The following is a 1,285-nucleotide window of genomic DNA, read 5'->3' on the forward strand; positions in this document are numbered from 1 at the left end:
GCCCGCGGAAAGCGAAGCGCCCGGAGCGGAAATCAACAGGCAAGTGTAACAGAACCTAAACAAAAAAAGCAACCGGTCTATACCGATTGCTTCTGTCCTGCTTATTTATTTTTCTTCTCGTCATCAATTAGGTTACGTGTGATGATATGGTCGATTAACCCATATTCTTTTGCACGTTCAGCTGTCATGAAGTTGTCGCGGTCTGTATCTTTGGCGATTACTTCAAGAGACTGTCCAGTCCGCTCTGCTAAAATTCCATTTAATTTTTCGCGAAGGAAGAGGATCCGCTTTGCAGCAATCTCGATTTCAGTTGCTTGTCCTTGGGCACCGCCTAGTGGCTGATGAATCATAACCTCAGCATTTGGAAGGGCATAGCGCTTACCTTTTTCCCCAGCTGCAAGCAAGAATGCACCCATGGATGCAGCCATACCGATACAAATCGTTTGAACTTTTGGTTTGATAAATTGCATTGTATCATAGATAGCCATACCAGCAGTGATGCTGCCGCCTGGGCTGTTGATATATAAAGAAATATCTTTTTCAGGGTTATCCGCTTCAAGGAATAATAATTGTGCTACAATGCTGTTAGCGACATGATCATCGATAGCACTTCCCAGCATAATAATCCGGTCTTTTAACAGACGGGAGTAGATGTCATACGCACGCTCGCCCCGGTTTGTTTGTTCAATAACTGTAGGGATTAAATTCATTTTTCTTCCTCCTTTGATTGTAAAGGTAATAGTAATATGTATTGTTATCATACACTGATGGTCAATAAAGGTCAAACAAATTGCCTTTAAAAATGTTCGACAACTTTCCCTAATCCATCTTATCCATTCTGACTAATTTTAAACCAAATCAATGCTTGCAAAGTTAGAGAAACTGGCATATAATATGTAGGTCGCTAATATTTTGCCCTCGTGGTGCAACGGATAGCACGTAAGCCTCCGAAGCTTGAAATACAGGTTCGATTCCTGTCGAGGGCACTAAAAATCATTGGTATCACTGCGTTTTTAAAACGTGGTGATACTTTTTTTACCCAAATTTTTTGGGTACAGTTCAATTATAAATACCACGAAAGCTACCACGCAAACAAAAGCGAACCCTGACCAATAAATTTTATTTGGGAGGTTCCACATTGAGACGAAAAAACGCTGTCACCACTTCATTAGCTCAAAAGCTAGAAACCACATTAGAAGAGAAGCTGGAGTATACTTATTTAAAAAATATTAAAGAGCTATTAGCATAGATCGTACTTATCTTCCATGCTATAGCTCTTTAATTG

1 protein-coding gene and 1 tRNA gene are annotated in these 1,285 nt (G+C 40.2%); one reads left to right on the top strand and one right to left on the bottom strand.

The window, feature by feature from the left end; genetic code table 11:
- Positions 1-101: 101 nt before the first annotated feature.
- Positions 102-710 carry an ATP-dependent Clp endopeptidase proteolytic subunit ClpP gene (clpP, locus tag V7137_RS27160; RefSeq protein ID WP_218347644.1) on the bottom strand — a complete coding sequence of 203 codons (609 nt, stop codon included), beginning with the start codon at positions 708-710 and terminating at the stop codon, positions 102-104.
- A 204-nt stretch (positions 711-914) separates the two neighbouring features.
- Between clpP and V7137_RS27165 the strand changes: the two genes are divergently transcribed.
- Positions 915-986: transfer RNA gene (locus V7137_RS27165), tRNA-Arg, on the top strand.
- Positions 987-1,285: the final 299 nt, after the last annotated feature.

It is taken from the genome of Neobacillus drentensis (assembly GCF_036962765.1).
GTDB classification, from domain to species: Bacteria; Bacillota; Bacilli; order Bacillales; family Cytobacillaceae; genus Neobacillus; species Neobacillus drentensis_C.

Bases quoted from the DNA above. Each gene is read 5' to 3' on its own strand.
- clpP (WP_218347644.1), bottom strand. From the start codon at position 710: ATGAATTTAATCCCTACAGTTATTGAACAAACAAACCGGGGCGAGCGT.